Below are 16,878 nucleotides of genomic sequence, written 5' to 3' on the forward strand. Positions count from 1 at the left end.
CACTAATCACTCGCCACATATAAAATTGATGACGATGCCTCAGCAAGTTAGCTAAGATAGGTTGCAGTGCGTTAGTTTAAATGGGCGAGGCACACCACATGTTGGCGCACCGCTTTGTTTAGTTTGATTTATAGAGTGTCTCGATAAACGTATTTTGCTAATGGATGTGCTGTTGCTTTTAGCTCTCGCACAAATATTTGCGCCATTTTTGCAGCACCAACTACGTTCAAGTGAGTGTCGTCATTCTTACCTTCAGGATAGCGCGCATATAGGTCGGCGGGCACCTTAATGAAGTAATGGTTGCTGTTAGGCTCGCCTACCTGAGCAAGAAAATCGCAAGTTAAAGCGTTCATAGGGATAAATGGCACGTTATTTTGTGCTGCCACTTTCTTCGCTGCATCGGCATACGCCAGCAACGTCCGTTTTAATACACCTTCCTCAGTGAAATGACGCCTGCAAATGCTACTTGCGATAATCACTGATGCCCCTTTTGCTTCAACATCTTGAACAAACTGATTCAAGTAAGCTGGATAAGCATTTTCCGGGTCGGCATAGCGAGCAGGATCCGACTGTTTTTGATCGTTATGACCAAACTGAATTACCACAAAGTCACCTTCAGAAAGATCAGATAACAGCACTTGCCAACGCCCTTCGTCAACAAATCGCTTCGTGCTCCTGCCGTTAGCCGCGTGGTTTTTGATATTTAGATTTGGCAGCATGAATTCAGGAAGTAATTGCCCCCACCCACGTTCTGGATATGACAACATAGGCTTGTCTGACATGGTTGAATCGCCAACCAAATGTAGGGTAACCGGCTTTTTGTAAGGCGGAGCTTTTGCACTTCCTTCGTTCTCTACAATTCCGGCACTTTGTTCCTTAGCAATGTGGGCATTTGAGCTAGCGAGAACCAAAGTGCTCGAATGAGGCACGTAGCTGTTTTGAAGAGCCGTCGTACTTTCTTGGCCTGCCAATGCAAAACTACTGGCTACAGCAATAACGCTTGCAAAACTGTAGCGAAGCGCGTTGAATATTTTTCCTGTGGTGGAGTTACTTGAATTTCTCACACCTTTTCTCCTTCTCAATATTAGTAGAGTTGCGCTCCAATTAAGTGATAAAGCAGATAGACGCATTCAAAAACAATCCGCAATGTCGCCTTGTCACAAATAAAAAAGGCCATCATTACGATGGCCAAACACACCCGTCTTCACGGAACACAACATTTAATTATTATCTTAGGCTCACCAATATGCTTGGTCAGTCTGTTATTTTACATAGTATAACGCGCGCCCAAGAAGAACTGACGGCCCGTATGGTTGTATTCACGTACCAAATCCAATGAGCCATCACCCGTGGTAAACAAACGCTCGTACTCGTCAGTTAGGTTAATTACTTCAAAGGTTAACGTGAGTTCGTCGTTTACGTTATAAAATGACGAGAAATCTACCTGCGTTGGCCCTGTCGTGCCGTGTGCAACGTTACCATTGCTACCAGTAAAGTCTGTCAGGTAATCGTCACGTTTGTTAACTGACACACGCGCGCCGTATTGGTCTGTTTCGTAATACACCGTAAAGTTGTACGATGTTTCACTCATACCTTCGATGTCGTCTGCGTTAACGTGAGTGTAGTTCGACACAATACCCATGTTTTCGAACAGGCCTGGTAAGAAACTTAACGGCTGCTGATAAATAAGCTCATAACCGCTTACACTTCTGTCCTCAGCGTTGATTGGGCTACTATGCTCGTATGGAATAGTACGAGGGTCTAGCGCAATTACAGGGTCAAACTGTGCATCGTTATCGATAAAGTCGTAGTAGGCACTATCAACTAGACGCTCTTCAGATGCGCGAACAATCCAGTTATCAATGTCTTTGTAGAACACGGTTGCTGCCAGTAGCGCTTCGTCGTCGAAGTACCATTCAACACCAAAATCTACGTTGTCTGAAGTGAACGGGTCAAGGAACGGGTTACCCACGCTTACCGAGCCGTTAATATAATCAAAGCTAGGGTTACCAGGGTTTAATGAGTTCAGGCTTGGGCGCGTCATTGACTGGGTTAGACCAAGGCGTACAACAACGTCATCAGTGGCCTCAAGTGCTAAGTTAACTGCCGGCAAAAAGTTATTGTAGTCATTTTCAATTTGTACCGTTTCGCCTTGAATAAAGCCTTCAGAGGTGGTGGTTGTTTTCACATAGCGTACACCGTAGTTAGCGCGAAGCAGCATATCGCCAATCTCATAACTCGTGTCCATCTCAATATAAGCAGCAGAAGTTTCTTCGCCTACTTGCCAGCTTTGTGCAGAGCGCGGTGTCCAAACTACGTCTAGAAGCTGACTATTTATTGCGTCAAAGTCAGCAACAAGAAATGGGTCTAGAGGACCATCAAAGCCACTACCGAAATCGTCTACCGGCATCATTTCAGCAAAGCCGACCGCCGAATCTTGATCTGGAAAGCCATTAATTTGCTCTTCACTGTAGGTTACTACGCGGTCGTTGTAGGCGAAGCCCGCCTTGATAGTTACTTCGTCGCCAAGGTAAGTGGCATCAAACTTAACCGTATCGTTTTCGCGCAATACATCAGTAGCGCGTAAACGACCATCTGAAAGATTATAGTTACTTGCATCGTTAACGTCATAACCGTAAGTGAGCTGCGGAGCGTTAATGTTATTACTAAAATCAAAACCGTAGCTGGTTTCTTCTAACAGCGTCATGTTGTAACGATACTGCTCTGAACGAGCATCAGATTCTGCAGTGCCGGCCATCATATCTAATTTAATATTTTCACCAATAAACCACTCGCCTGAGATAACAAATTGGCTAAAGTCAGTGGTTGATTCCTGCAAACGACTCTCTATACGTGACTTGATACCGTCGTAACTTCCGGCTAGAACCTGTTTGCCATTAGGATGTACTGTAATAGAAGTGGGTGTAATCTCTGAAAACGTACTTCTAAACATATGGAAGAAATTGTACATAGTACGGGTGTTATCTAGTTTAGATACCAAACCGTCTAAGGTTAAAGTGAAATTATCAGTGGCAGCCCACTGGATAGAACCCGTAAAACCGGTACGCTCTTGGTCATTACCAAAGTAATCAGGTCGTGGAAGGCGTGGCGTCCACAAGCAGTTGATGGGATCAACAGATTCGCCTTGAAACTCGCAATTACCCACGTCTGGCGTGCCGTTCACCACAGTATCAGACGTGTCTGCAAAAATACCGCCGCCATCACGAACCGGTGTTGTCCAACGAACGGTACCGAAGCCTTCTTGCCTTACTGTGCGCTCTGAGAAAGCGGCCGAGAAAAGCACGCCCACCTTGTCGTCAGCGAAACGGTTACTGATCATGAAAGCTGCGCGAGGATCGGTCTCTTCAGTAATGCTGTTATAGCCACCTTGAAGGGACGATACGAATTTAAAGCCGTCATAATCGAACGGTTTTGCGGAGTACAAATCAACGGTACCTGCAATACCGCCTTCTTCCATTGAAGCTGTAGGCGACTTCTGAATATCTACACGATTAAACAGTTCAGAAGCGAAAATATTAAAATCAAAGCCACGTCCACCGTTTACGCCACCGCCTGAATCTGTTCCATCTGTACTTGCTGGTACTTCCATGCCATTAAGTGTTGTACGGGTAAATGATGGGCTTAAACCGCGCAAGGTAATTTGACGGCCTTCTCCACCCTCACGAGAAATCGCTACGCCTGGAACGCGCTGAATAGACTCTGCAATATTTAAGTCCGGGAATTTACCAATGTCTTGCGCAACAATTGATTCTTTACTGTTAACTGATGTTCGCTTTTCCATCAGTGATTTATTAAGTGATCCACGAAAGCCAGATACCTCTATGACCTCCATATTTTGCGCTTCGGTTTCACTGGCTTGTTCGTCTGTGGCTTCTTGCGCATGAATATGTGCGCCTGACAACGCTAGCGTAACAAGAACAGCGAGTTGCTTTTTCTTTGGTAACATTGTTGTTTCTCCGGTTTTTATATTTATAAGCGACGCACATACTAAGAAAAAGTGAAAATGCTTCTGAAACGCGTGTGGACCTTTCAAATTAACACAAATTCAACATTTACCGTATTTAACCATTTCACTTCCCTTTATGCCACCGGATAACATTTTGGAGGTCATTGCCGCCAATAATCTATATTAACCAATAGCACGCTTTGGCTGTTAAGGAAGCGAAAACGCGTCAATTCTAATTAATTCTCTACAGTGGTTTTGTAACCACCAAAACCATGAATAAGAAGCATTGCAGGGTACAGCTCTATTTTTTATCAACGCAAAAACTTCCCTTCGGCAATAATGTAAACCCCGAAAAAACCCTCAAGCTTTACATTTGATTTACATCCTAATTAGTTATGCTACCGGTGGCAACTATTTTATTGAAAAAATTTATTATATGTATAAGTTCAGAAGATAATATTGATCGCAAAAGGCAATCTAGACCTAAGCCAAATGAAGAGAAAAAATTAAATTTAATCTCCTGTATACATATACTTAGTTAAAACTTACAGCTTTTACTTGACGTAAAATAAAAGTTAAAAAATATAAATAATTTCGTTGACATGCAGGCAAATAAAAATCATTATGCTACCGGTAGCACAGAGTGTATTTACAATGTTATAAAAATAAGGGTTTGTTATGCTAAAAGGTATTCTACGCGCCGCTTCCGTTATAGCTTGCACGGCGTTTGTTTCTTCGGCTGCTGATGCAAATGATTGGGTGAAAATGCCTCTTGATAACACGCAATCGTGGTCTATGAGAATGATAGAGTCTGAAATGGTGCGCTTTCCTGAAGCTTGGCAAATCGATTGGGACGAGACGCCACAATGGGACTACGTTCATGGTCTCAACCTTCTCGCGATAACAGAAGTGTATCAAGATACTAAAGATCCTCGCCTTCTGTCTTATGTAAAAGGCTACTACGACATGCTGGTTCAAGATGACGGAAGTATTAAGACATACGATATCAACAAGTTCAATATTGATATGGTTAACCCGGGTAAGGTGTTATTTTTTCTTTATGAAGAAACTGGCAACCCTAAATACAAAAAGGCAGCCGATCTTTTAAGAATTCAACTCACTGACCACCCGCGTACAGAGCAAGGCGGTTTTTGGCACAAGAAACGCTATCCAGACCAAATGTGGCTTGATGGCCTATACATGGGGGCTCCCTTCTACGCTGAATACATTATTAAGTACGGCGATATGAAAGAGCTAGACGACGTATTTTTGCAATTTGAACTCATTGAAGAGCACCTTTACGACGAAAAAACAGGCCTCCCCTTGCATGGCTGGGACGCATCTAAAAAGCAAAAGTGGGCTGATAAAGAAACAGGTCTTTCTCAACATCACTGGTCACGTTCGCTAGGTTGGTATGCTATGGCAATGGTGGATGTGCTAGAAGTTGTTCCTGCCGAACACCCAAAAACACCGTGGCTAAAAGCGCGCTTTAAAGCGTTTATCGACGCTACGCTTACCTATCAACATAATTCAGGCACCTGGTATCAGGTTACTGACTTGGGAAGCCGTGAAGGAAACTACCTTGAAGCATCAGGTACAGCAATGTTGACCTACGCTATGGCTAAAGGTGCAAGCCTTAAGTTTCTTTCTAAGGAATACAAAGCTCATGCAGAAAAAGGGTTTGCAGGACTCCTTGATCAAATGATTTCGGTTAATCCAGAAACTAACGTTATCAGCCTTGAACAAGTTTGCGCTGTTGCTGGTCTTGGTGGAAATCCATATAGAGATGGTTCATTCGACTACTACATGAGTGAGCCAATCAGAGCAAACGACGCGAAAGGTGTAGGCCCATTCATTCTGGCTGCACATTATTTGAATAAGTAAAAAGCGCTAAATCGTAAAAAAAGGGGTATATGATGGTCCGACCTAACTCACCGAATGCCAGACGTCACTTCTTAAAGTCTGGTCTCGCCACCACTGTCGCAGTTTCTGGGATGGCTGTAGGTGTTCCTACATTCCTATCCGGATGTGCAAATGTGACCGAAACGGGAAGGACTCAACGCCAGTGGGACGCTGAAGCAAACCTTATTAAAGGGATGATAAAGCGCCCCGCCTTTGCAAAGCGCGAAGCTAATGTTACCGACTTTTCAAATGAAAATGGCAGTGACTTTAAGCAAGCGTTACATGCAGCTATCGACCAAGTCGCACGCCAAGGTGGTGGCAAAGTGGTTGTGCCAAAAGGCGACTGGCTATGCAAAGGCCCTATTCACCTACAGTCGAATATAAACTTGCATATTGAGTCAGGCGCAACAATTCGATTTTCTACCAATCCTGATGACTACAAACCTTACGTTTTTACTCGCTGGGAGGGTATGGAGTTGATGGGTTACTCCCCTCTTATTTATGCGTTTGAGCAAAGCAATATCGCAATTACTGGCAAAGGTACGCTTGACGGTAGTGCAGCAAAAGACAACTGGTGGCCGTGGAAAGGAAAGTGGAAGGCTTCAACATGGGGTGATAATCCGGTAGAAAACCAAAAATACACCAGAGATACGCTTCAGCAAATGGTAGAAAATGGGACACCCGTTAGTGATCGCGTTTTTGAAAATAACTACCTGCGCCCTCCGTTTATACAACCTTACCGCTGTGAAAATGTACTTATTGAGGGCGTTACCATTCTGCGTTCTCCATTTTGGCTGGTTAACCCTGTGCTTTGCAAAAACGTCACCGTAAACGATGTGTACTGTAAAAGTTTCGGCCCAAATTCGGACGGGTGCGACCCTGAAAGCTGCACAAACGTCCTTATCTCTAACTGTACATTTGATACAGGGGACGATTGTATTGCCATTAAATCTGGACGTAATGCAGACGGCAGAAGGGTCAATGTTCCCTGCAGTAATATTGTCATAGAACATTGCGAGATGAAGGCGGGGCATGGCGGTGTTGTAATAGGCAGTGAGATATCCGGCGGTGTAGAGAATCTCTATGCGCAGTATTGCACCATGAGTAGCCCTGATTTAGACCGCGGCATTAGAATTAAAACCAACAGTATTCGGGGTGGGCACCTAAAAAATCTAAACTATCGCAATATCGATATTGGGACGGTGAAAGACGCCGTTGTCGTGAATTTCTTTTACGAAGAAGGTGATGCAGGCAACTTCCCTCCTCTGTTAGAAGATATCACCATAGAGAACTTGAACGTTGCTTCTGCTAACCGAGCCTTTGTACTTCGCGGGTATGACCATACGCCCATTTCCGGCTTAACGTTAAATAACATAACGATAAAACGTGCGCTCAAAGATGCTGTTATCGAAAATGTGGCGCACCTTTCTATAAATAATGTGTTTATTAATAATCAACCGTTTAACGAGCGTGGGTTGTAGAATAAATACTATGGAATTTGATAAAGCACGAGTCACTCTCAGTTTAGCCTTTGTGTTACTGGCGGGTATATTTTTCAGTGGATTAAGCGCGGCAATGCCAGTAACAACGGATGTAGTGGTAGCTAAATCACATGACAGTAACTTGACTAATGAATCGTTACCTCATTTTAACTCTGTGTCCGAAGCTGTTGCTTATATCGAATCTCACGAGCCACAAAAAGACAAAGTGTGGACCGTTTTTATAAGCGAAGGCATCTATCGAGAACGTGTCGTCATTAACGCTGATAATGTCCACTTGGTAGGCCAGTCGCAAGAAACAACGACTGTCGTTTTCAATCGATATGCAGGTCAAAAGGTCGCAGAGAACTCTGAAGAAAAATGGGGAACCCGCCGTACTGCCACGGTAGAGATTTTAGGTGATAACATCACTATCGAAAATATTACAATCGCCAATGACTTTGATTATCCCGGTAACGAGGTCAAAGCAAAAGATGACCCTACTCGGTTATCAGGTACGCAGGCAGTAGCGCTTAAAACCGATGTGAACTCAGATCGCACTTACCTTAAAAATGTGGCACTCTGGGGTTATCAAGACACCCTCTATTTAAAAGGTGACCGCGCTTTGATTGAAGGCGGAACAATAGCAGGACATATTGACTTCATTTTTGGTGAGGGCACAGCATTTTTTGAGAGCGTTTCAATTGTCTCACGAGCACGTCATTCAGGTGGTGACAGCGAAGGACTTACGGGCTACATAACCGCCCCAAGCACCCATTTACAGCGCCCATATGGACTTACTTTCAATAACTGTAGGCTTGAAAGAGAAAACGATGTTCCAGATGAAAGCGTGGCACTAGGAAGGCCTTGGCACCCAACAACCACCTTTTCAGATGGCCGTTATGCAAACCCTTTCGCTGTAGGCAAAGCGACCTTTATTAATACCTATATGGACACTCATATTACTCCAACTCGATGGACTACTATGGGAGGGACTACACCAAAAGGTACAAAGAGACCATTTAGTCCCCACACAGAAGCACGGTTTTCCGAATACCAATCTTTTGGAGATGGTGCACCTAAAGAAGCCGCATCACCTGCAATTGATTCCCATTTTCTAAACGATAAAGAAGCAGAGTTTTACACTAAGGACGCGGTATTGCGTGGCTGGGAGCCAAACGTTTTTCCAAGCGATGATGAATAGGGTCACTTAAAAAAGTAATTTGCTCAGCACATTGCGTAACCACTTGGCATCTATTATCTTTTAGTTACCACTGTGCATTTCTTTACCTTATGTCCATACGTTTTCGATATATTGTTGCTTTAGCGCTAACAGCATCGCTGATTACCTTGTCTTTTTTAATTCTTTCAGGGTTAATTAAAGAACAAAAGCAAGATGGTGAAATTATCAATATTGCAGGCCAGCAGCGTATGCTGTCGCAACGCATAGCGATGCTGGCAACTTCATCGACATTGTGTGGAAACAGCCAAGAATTAGGCTATTTAAAGCAAGACCTTGCTAAATTTGAACAAAATCATAAGTATCTTACCTCTTTAGAACATCTGCCAATTCAAATCTTTAATACTTATTTTCAGCAAGGACAGCTAGATGCAAAAGTTAAAAACTTCGTCGATAGAGCTGAGACCTTGTTAACAAATGCACGTTGCGAAACGACTTCCCTTATGCCGGTTGAAGAGCTTACGTCGCTTCTACAGCAGCTAGACAGTGTTGTGAACCAATTCGAACAGGACGCAACATCACGTGTAGATACCGTCCTTACTATTGAAATGTACCTGTGGCTTGCAGCACTTGCTCTACTGGTTATAGAAGCCGCGCTTATTTTCTTTCCTATGGAGCGTCAGGTTAAACGCTCTATTAACGCGCTAGAGCACTCGAAAGAATTAGCACAAAATGCCGCAGAAAAAGCCGAGAAAGCCAGTAAAGCAAAATCAGAATTCCTTTCAAGCATGAGCCATGAGTTACGTACGCCTATGAATGGTTTATTTGGCATGATAGAGCTGGCGATCGATAATCCGGAAAAAAGTAACTTGTACTTAAAAAAGGCTAAAACAGCCGGCCGGCAGCTATTAGTTTTGATTAATGACATTCTCGACATATCTAAGATAGAGGCTGGCAAAATCAAGATAGAACAAGCCCCTGTTGATTTATTACAAATACTAGACGATGTGGTGTCGTTACAACGGGTTTATTGCCAGCGTAAAGGGCTCGAATTTCACTATTTAAAAGACGCTAATCTTCCCCATGTTATTCAAGGTGATATAACGCGAATAGCGCAAATCTTACACAACCTGCTAAGCAACGCGATTAAGTTTACGGCCGAAGGCTCGGTAACGCTAAAAGTGACACACGCTAAACATGAAAATGGCAATCGCCTTATCTTTGATGTTATCGATACAGGCATTGGCATTCCCTCTTCTAAGCTAGAGAACATTTTTAAAAAATTTGAACAAGCTGACCAATCTACAACACGAGAATTTGGTGGCACAGGGCTAGGGCTAAGTATCGCAAAACAGCTAGCTAACTTAATGGGTGGCGACATAAATGTGGTCTCATTCTCAAGTCAAGGCAGTACATTTACCTTCACAATGCTGACAAGAGAAGCACAGCTCCCAGAAATCGAAATTGTGCCTAGCGTTAACTTGCGTTGTGCAATCATTGACGACCTACAAACCAGTCGCGAATACTTTGAGCACATCGTTGCGTCTATGTCGATTAAGCCCTGTAGCTATGAAAGTGCGAAAGCATTTTTAGATGACAAACCGTTTAATTTTGATGTCATAATTCTTGACCTTTCTATGCCAGGAATGAGCGGCGTAGATTTACTTCATCATCTTAAAGATTTAAAACCGCCCAAATTTCCTAAAGTAATATTAATTTCGGCTGAGCTAGAAAGATTGGAAGACGAACACGAAATACTCGAAAGTATTTGGAAGACTCATGCAAAACCAATCAACCGACGTGAACTGGAAAATGATTTAAGTAAGTTGATTGAAACAAAGCCTGTTAGCCGCCAAGAGATTCAAGAACTCAATAAAAAGAAACGGATACTATTGGCTGAAGATAACGAAATTAACGCTGAGATTGTCAAAGCTATATTGCAGACTGAAGGGTACAAATATCTGCATGTTAAGAACGGCCAAGATGCCGTTGAAATATGTAAACGACACAACTTCGACCTGATACTTATGGATTGTAACATGCCGATTATGGGCGGTATTGAAGCCTCAATTATTTTGAGAAAAACCTTAGAGTCCAACACCCCCATCATAGCACTAACCGCTAACGCATTTGCCGAGGACAAAGAAGAATGCTTGGCCGCAGGCATGGATGACTTCCTAGCGAAACCATTGGATAAAGACACCCTACTCACCACGATTAAAAGATACATCAGTTAATAAAGACGCTTGTACTTATGGGCTAGATTTACCAAACATCAATATTAAAGCATGTAAACGGTCTCTAAGCTGTATAAGCTTCTTGCTCGCCTACATAGCCTGGGGCAATAGCAAGGTTGTCAGTGTCTGCCAAACTCTGCTGATTTCTAAGCCAAAGCTGGTATTCACCGGTGCGTAAACTGGCATGCTTTGTACAGTCAACATTCCAACGCCTTAACAAATACCCTGCCATGGCTGCGCGCACTTCTAACGTCAACACGCCTCCTTCCATAGCGTAGTCGAGCTCTATCGCAGTAGAATATTTAATATTCTTCGGGTGGGGCACAATTTCAAGTGAGATAAGCCTTCCCCACTCTTCATCCTGCTCAATGCATTCATGAGTTTCAGGTTCGGTTTTAACCGTTACCTTACTAATTCTTGTAAGCACAAAATCGCGAAAGCTTTGAGATTTTCTGTCGAACGCTCGCACATGCCAGCGCTGGCCATTATCAACAATACTATGCGGAACCAGTTCTCGTGCGCCACTGCCACTAGACAGCGATGTGTAAATAACGCTCATCGCCTTTTTGTTTACTATGGCTTGTACTACTTTCGCTACCACAAAAATATCCGGTACATTCAAAGAAGACGCACTTTCTACGGGGAAATGTACATCGCCAATAGCATCGAAACCGTCCGATATATCGTTGGCAAGCTTTACCAAGGTACGTTTTGCATCGTGTTCAAAAACCGGAACGAAGCTTTCTGTTTGAAAATAACGCTTTTCCCTTGGATCGTAGATTAAGTTATCGGGCGCTAATTCTTTGTATAGCGTAAAGTCTCGAGAGCCTGCCGATAGCCCTACCTCAAAACGATTTATTAAATCCTGGCGATGAATAGCCCCTTTAAACAAAAGGCAGAAATCGATATACGCCAGTCGTTGGCGTTGAGAAAAAGAAATGGTTTCTAACATGGTGCGCACTTATTGTATTTTTATTCAGTGTGGTTCATTTAAAGCCGCATGTAAATAGCAAAAGACATAAAAAAGCCCAGCACTTGGCTGGGCTTAAATTTTTAGCATTTATGGTTTATGACTTCGCACGCTTACGAGCGAAAAACATACCACCTATAGCCAGAAGCGATAGCGCAAAGGTACCTGGCGCAGGTACTTGAGCGATGGTGAAGCTTGTGCTTTCAGTAGTATTCCCACTCTGAGGTCTTCCTCCCTGCCCCAATACAATGCTAGTAGGAGTTAACTCAACGAGACCAGCGTTCAGCGCTAGCATGCTAAACGAAAAGAGTTCCACGACATCTTTACCTTGTTGTGCAAATATAGCGCCCTGAAATGTGGGGTCGAACAGTGCAAATAAGTTTTCACCTGCATCTATACTTAGCGTATTTCCATCGCTATCAGAAGTTTTCACTTCTGGCCGAACACCTAATGCACCTAAATCCATGATAGACGAAACATCTAGGCTCAAAAATAAGCTATCGAAGTTGAAAAGTGCAATATAGCCATTGAAGTAAGTCTGCACGCCACCTACAGACAGCTTTGAAGCACTTACTGTTGCCGTAATTGTCTCGCCAACGTTATAAGTATCTTTATCTGTTGTAATCGAAATTAGAGCTGCATTTGCATTGAAAGTAGCGGCAGCCATTAATAGTAAAAAGAATTTTTTCATTGTTATTTTCCTAAAATTAAATTGCACAGTTAGCGCGTGTACACATCGCCATCAATGCCTGAATATCGAAGAAGCTAATCTGGCCGTCGCCGTTAAAATCGTAGTTTTCACCCGTCGCTTGCCCTTGTAAAAACAGTTGATAGAAAGCAATGATATCGTTGTAATCCACATCGTTATCACCATCAAAATCTCCAACTGTTACTTCTTCTGGAAAGTTAAGCACTACCACTACTGGGTCGTGATCTGACGAGCGATACGCATCAGCGCCGTAGTAACTAGAAAGCTGGGTTTCAGTCTTATATTCAACGTTATAGTCGAACACGCGAGGTTCATCGGCATTAATGTGCCATACCGTTGCATCTACCACATATTCAGTTAATGAAGGGCTTGATAAGGCATGATCGAGATAACCTACTTCTCCGCCGAAGCTATACGAATATGCACTATCGCCATCAAAGAAGTTAACCAAGTTACTGTAGCCAGCCTCTTCAAGCGCAAGGATAGGTTCCTCTTTCGCATAGGCATTCAAATCACCCATTACGACAACGCGGTCAGACAAGACATCACTGTTTTGCTCAACAAGAGAAATTAGGCCTTGTGCTGCTTGGGTACGAAGTTCGTTCCAACAGCCTTGACCGTCACCTAAATCAGCATTATTGCCTGTAGCACTGCCACAGCTTCCTTTTGACTTAAAGTGGTTTATCGCTAAGGTAAAGTCTTCGCCGTTACTGTTTACATTAAAGCTTTGTAGTAAAGGTTGACGGTTGCCATAGTCAAATGGCGCGTCAGATGAAGTCACAGGGTTGCCCTGTAGCGAAACTACTGCTGGTTTATAGATAATACCTACAGCAATTTCATCACCGCCTAGTTGAGACTCTAATGCAACATAGCTGTACTCATCGCTGCCGAGTTCAGCGTTAACGCTGTCAACCAATGTCGCAATCGCCGATTCACTGCTGTAACCATCGTTTTCAATTTCAACAAGGCCAAGTACGTCAGCATTCATAGCTACAATAGCTGCAATGGTTTTCGCTTTCTGACGCTCGAATTCAGCAACTGAATCTGCGCCACGAGATGTGGGGAATTCCGGGCCATTGAAGTAGTTAAGCACATTAAAGCTAGCCACTTTTACATCACCGATAGCATTGAGCTGTGGTGCAGCAATTCGTGGGTTAGTGCCTACGGTTTGAATATCACCAGCAGGAATAAGGTTGTAAGCACCAAAGGCGTAATGTAAAACACCTTCCAAAGCTTCGATACTGTTGCCCAAACGTAGAGGGTTGTTGTGCGATAAACCACCTACAGGGAAAGGAATATCATCCAAATTTTGTGATGTTTCTCCGTCATCAACCAATAAGGTATTTCGTGCATTGATTTCGGCTAGTGCCAACGCTTCTTGTGAACCCGCTACAAACTGATTAGTAGGAATGAATAAGCGTTCTGAAGACACGTTGAACTGACCATAACGTCCAAGATTGTAGATATCAGAAACTTTAAGGGTTTGCTCAAAACTAATATGCATGCCCTCTAGTGCTTCTAAATCAGTATCAAGGCTAAATGGCATAGCAACAGGTGTGTAAAGCACATTACTACCTACACCCGTAACCTCGAGTTCTGCAGACAGGGTTAATTGGGTTACACCAAAGCGTTCGCCTACTGTACCTTGCAAACGCACCGCATCCCCTGCTTCTGGCAGGTTAAATGAGCCTGCGTAAACGAACACACCTTCAGAAGTTGCCGGGTTATCGTCTGAATCACTTGCTTCTTCCTGAACAAAGAAACCGCTCATGGCAGGTACAACTTTGGTGACTACTGCTTCAACAATCACATCCGTGCCGACAAGCGCTGATTCTTCACCGTCGCCTTGAATTGCGCTGATAAGTACTACTTCAGCAATTGGATCTGTTGGGTCCGTCGGGTCGGTTGGGTCTGTTGGCTCACTTACTGAACCGTTGTGAGAACCAAAATTACTTAGCGTATCTTTTGCAAAGCTATCCCATTCATCAGTGGTAAAAGCAGGGTTTCGGTTTGGGTTTCCGCCAGTCACTGTACTCTTACGTACTAATGTGACGTCTTTGCCCCAATTAGTCTTAACGCCAAAAGTACCCAATGCATCTACTACTTGCCCGTCGTAAACAAGCTCAACGTAATCATCGCCGTTGAAGTTCATTACGAAACTGCTGATTGTAGAACCAGTTGTAAGTAAAGCATCGGCTTGGGCGTGAGCGAATGTTGCTACGCCACCTGCAGGAATTTCGCCCTCAAGCGCCAGTACTTTACGGTCGGCGTCGGCAGTATCACCGTTTGAAAGTAAAACTAACTCGTAGCCAGACAAACTCACAGGTTGAGTCGAGCTATTGAAAAGCTCTATCGCTTTATTAAAGCTACCACCCTCAATATACTCTGAAATGTAAACACTATTGGTTGACGGCCCAGTTTCACCACCTGTGTCACCACCTGTATCGCCGCCTGTGTCACCACCGGTATCACCACCTGTGTCACCGCCTGTGTCACCGCCGGTATCACCACCTGTACCGTCGCAGCTGTCGTTAAAAATAAGTGAAGCAAGTTCAGGCTTATCAATAAACGGGTTACGGTTCCCTTGGAATTCAAACACACGCTCGTTACGGCGGCGCTCAAATTCATCGACTGGATCGCTCTCGTGCCACTGAAGCAGCACACAAAGCTTACCAAATGCAGCTTCGTCGGTAGACGTTAAGCGGTTTAACAATACTAAATCTTCTTCGGTATCACCTGCGGTGTTACCGTCGTAACGCACATCCATATAAAGCATAGAGCGAGCTACGTCACCCTTCACTGCATCGCGCGGCTCGAAAGAATCGCTATCAACACGGTTTTCAGGCGCTTCGGCAAGTGCGCTATCGCTGAAGTCAAAATCTAAATTGCCACGAGAGCTATTAACCGAAATATCTGTGGGACGCAGATGAAGAATATCGCTGTATGCAGTTAAGCTTGTACTTGAAAAACCGTGGCTTTTTGCCCAAACATGTTCGCGGTTCCAATTTTCTTGGTTAGAGCTTTGGCTACCGCTTCCGTTGGTAAACTTACCTTGTGATATCCCTTTATAAAACAGGATAACATTGTCAGTATTTGAAGGGTCTTCATCAGTATAGGTAAGCGCCGTCCACACCTCAGAGTATGATAATGTGCGATGACCGTTTTCAATGATGTTGTGCGCTGTTTCTTTCAGTGTTTGTGCACTATCGCCGTTAGCAATAGCGGCATCTAAAGCGGCATAGTAGTCCGATGCTACAAAATCACTCGCTAAATTAATTGCTTCTAAATCTGGGCAGTTAAAGCAAGTACCGCTTAAGAAAAGAAGTTCGTTCGAAGGTTCACCACCGTTATCGGGGTTATCGCCGCCATCGCCGTTGTCACCACCATCGGTGGCATCTGAGCCGCTCACTGAAATACTGTCTAAATTCAGGTATTCAGTACCGGCATTATTAGCCATAGCTACTTTTAATACTAACGAGCTTCCGCTGCCAATTGTCTCATTTACCGTAGCACTATCAAAGTCATCTTCTACGGTATTCGATGCCCCTTCGGTAAGTGTTATAAGCTCAAACGCGCCGCCATCCAGTGAGTAAAATATATCGATGTAGTCTGACGCTTCAAACGTTCCACTTTGAGAAAGTGCTGCATTAATTGTGACTTCACCGGCACTAGCGATATCGATTGATTCACTCAACCAAACCACTTCGCCATCCACATCGCGGGCTTGCATAGCGCCATTTTCTACACGAAACCAATCTGAAGTTGCAGTTAATGCGCCTTTGGAAACGTCAATTGACCAACGCTCTACGCCTTCAAGGCTTAGAACGGCCCCACCGGGATTAGAACCAGTTGCGCCCTTTCCTTGCAATTCACTGGATTCAAAATCTTCCTGCCAAACCGTGTCGGCCGATGCATTAAGTGATACTACGCCCAGTGACAATGCCCCTGCCAACAACGCGTTGACAACTTTAGCTGATTTACTCAGCTTATACTTTTGTGTGTTACCCTCATTAACCATTTTGCTTTCCGCTTTATTTGTATAAGGAAGGTATAAATTCTTATACATACGTATGCGCAGCAAGCACTTAATGAAAATAATAATATAAACGTCACACGCTATATATATCAACAAGTTACAGCTTTAAAATAAGTTTACTTATTCATTAACTCGACTGAACTTTGGTACAGGAAAAGCTGATTTGTAACATTACTAAGTTGTTTCAGTTTTGAAACATTTCCATGCTGTAATCTTGCGCATGTTACAATTTAAATGCACAAAAAAAGAGCACCTATAAAGCACTCTTTAGTTCTGTGATGGACATTAGACGCACTGACTTACTTTGATTAATGATGCCTCTTTGTCGCTTACGGATTTGCAGGAAAACAGTTTTTACAGCTTTTTCACTGAATAATGGTTTTTCCCTCGAATGGGAAT

Annotated in this window: 9 protein-coding genes; 4 read left to right on the forward strand and 5 right to left on the reverse strand. The window is 43.6% G+C overall.

Annotation, left to right across the window (positions count from 1 at the left end; genetic code table 11):
* Positions 1–128 precede the first annotated feature (128 nt).
* Entirely contained in the window at positions 129–1,064 is a 936-nt protein-coding gene (locus tag ACXAGK_RS16110) for a rhamnogalacturonan acetylesterase (RefSeq protein WP_474857001.1), read from the reverse strand.
* Between the two features lie 203 nt (positions 1,065–1,267).
* Positions 1,268–3,967: a TonB-dependent receptor gene (locus tag ACXAGK_RS16115; RefSeq protein WP_474806158.1), complete on the reverse strand. Its 2,700-nt coding sequence runs from the start codon at positions 3,965–3,967 to the stop codon at positions 1,268–1,270.
* 678 nt (positions 3,968–4,645) lie between these two features.
* Here ACXAGK_RS16115 and ACXAGK_RS16120 point away from each other — a divergent pair.
* The 4 genes from ACXAGK_RS16120 to ACXAGK_RS16135 all read left to right on the forward strand — a co-directional run bounded on the left by ACXAGK_RS16120 (position 4,646) and on the right by ACXAGK_RS16135 (position 10,764).
* Positions 4,646–5,851: a glycoside hydrolase family 88/105 protein gene (locus ACXAGK_RS16120; protein WP_474857002.1), complete on the forward strand. Its 1,206-nt coding sequence runs from the start codon at positions 4,646–4,648 to the stop codon at positions 5,849–5,851.
* 32 nt (positions 5,852–5,883) lie between these two features.
* Positions 5,884–7,350: a glycoside hydrolase family 28 protein gene (locus ACXAGK_RS16125; protein ID WP_474857003.1), complete on the forward strand. Its 1,467-nt coding sequence runs from the start codon at positions 5,884–5,886 to the stop codon at positions 7,348–7,350.
* 10 nt (positions 7,351–7,360) lie between these two features.
* Positions 7,361–8,551, forward strand: coding sequence for a pectinesterase family protein (locus ACXAGK_RS16130; RefSeq protein ID WP_474857004.1), 1,191 nt, complete (start codon positions 7,361–7,363; stop codon positions 8,549–8,551).
* Positions 8,552–8,640: 89 nt separating this feature from the next.
* The gene (locus tag ACXAGK_RS16135; protein ID WP_474857005.1) at positions 8,641–10,764 is read left to right on the forward strand and encodes a response regulator; all 2,124 of its coding nucleotides are present in this window, start codon (positions 8,641–8,643) and stop codon (positions 10,762–10,764) included.
* Between the two features lie 64 nt (positions 10,765–10,828).
* Here the strand turns inward: ACXAGK_RS16135 and ACXAGK_RS16140 are convergent, their stop codons facing one another.
* The 3 genes from ACXAGK_RS16140 to ACXAGK_RS16150 form a co-directional block, all read right to left on the reverse strand.
* On the reverse strand, positions 10,829–11,716 hold the full coding sequence (locus ACXAGK_RS16140) for a WYL domain-containing protein (RefSeq protein ID WP_474857006.1): 888 nt from the start codon (positions 11,714–11,716) through the stop codon (positions 10,829–10,831).
* Positions 11,717–11,831: 115 nt separating this feature from the next.
* Positions 11,832–12,425: a PEP-CTERM sorting domain-containing protein gene (locus ACXAGK_RS16145; protein ID WP_474857007.1), complete on the reverse strand. Its 594-nt coding sequence runs from the start codon at positions 12,423–12,425 to the stop codon at positions 11,832–11,834.
* A gap of 16 nt (positions 12,426–12,441) precedes the next feature.
* A complete protein-coding gene (locus ACXAGK_RS16150) occupies positions 12,442–16,461 on the reverse strand; it encodes an ExeM/NucH family extracellular endonuclease (protein WP_474857173.1) in 4,020 nt (1,339 codons plus the stop codon).
* Positions 16,462–16,878 lie beyond the last annotated feature (417 nt).

The organism is Alteromonas sp. ABM1_013, assembly GCF_056160505.1.

Excerpts from the sequence above, each read along its gene's own strand:
- ACXAGK_RS16115 (WP_474806158.1), bottom strand. The coding sequence starts at position 3,967 with ATGTTACCAAAGAAAAAGCAACTCGCTGTTCTTGTTACGCTAGCGTTG.
- ACXAGK_RS16120 (WP_474857002.1), top strand. The coding sequence starts at position 4,646 with ATGCTAAAAGGTATTCTACGCGCCGCTTCCGTTATAGCTTGCACGGCG.
- ACXAGK_RS16125 (WP_474857003.1), top strand. The coding sequence starts at position 5,884 with ATGGTCCGACCTAACTCACCGAATGCCAGACGTCACTTCTTAAAGTCT.
- ACXAGK_RS16130 (WP_474857004.1), top strand. The coding sequence starts at position 7,361 with ATGGAATTTGATAAAGCACGAGTCACTCTCAGTTTAGCCTTTGTGTTA.
- ACXAGK_RS16135 (WP_474857005.1), top strand. The coding sequence starts at position 8,641 with ATGTCCATACGTTTTCGATATATTGTTGCTTTAGCGCTAACAGCATCG.
- ACXAGK_RS16140 (WP_474857006.1), bottom strand. The coding sequence starts at position 11,716 with ATGTTAGAAACCATTTCTTTTTCTCAACGCCAACGACTGGCGTATATC.
- ACXAGK_RS16145 (WP_474857007.1), bottom strand. The coding sequence starts at position 12,425 with ATGAAAAAATTCTTTTTACTATTAATGGCTGCCGCTACTTTCAATGCA.
- ACXAGK_RS16150 (WP_474857173.1), bottom strand. The coding sequence starts at position 16,461 with ATGGTTAATGAGGGTAACACACAAAAGTATAAGCTGAGTAAATCAGCT.